The sequence below is a fragment of the Achromobacter sp. 1012554356 genome (genome assembly GCF_059760815.1).
Window position 1 is genome coordinate 1 of record NZ_JCBANC010000141.1, and the last position, 280, is coordinate 280.

At 63.9% G+C, this 280-nt stretch carries 1 protein-coding gene; it reads right to left on the reverse strand.

Annotation, left to right across the window (positions count from 1 at the left end):
* Positions 1-280, reverse strand: a 280-nt coding sequence (locus tag AC6LJW_RS29490; protein ID WP_498088982.1) for a cadherin-like domain-containing protein, incomplete at both ends; no start/stop codon positions are given.

Consider the following 280-nt stretch of genomic DNA (forward strand, 5'->3'; position numbering starts at 1 on the left):
AACCAGGATTGAACGAGTACGAACCGTCAGCGTTCAGCGTGAAGGTGCCACCGTTCGAACCGGTGATCGCTGCGCCCACGTTGGTCGCTTGGCCGTTGACGGCAGAAACCTGCAGCGTGTCGCCATCCGGATCGGTGTCGTTGGCCAGCACGCCGTGCGCGGCATCGGCAGTGAGGCTGACGCCTTGGTTGGTGCTGTCCGTGTCGTTGACCGCGGTCGGGGCAGGGTTCTTGACGTCCCACGAGAAGTCTTGCGACACCGAGGCGCCGGACTTGTCGGT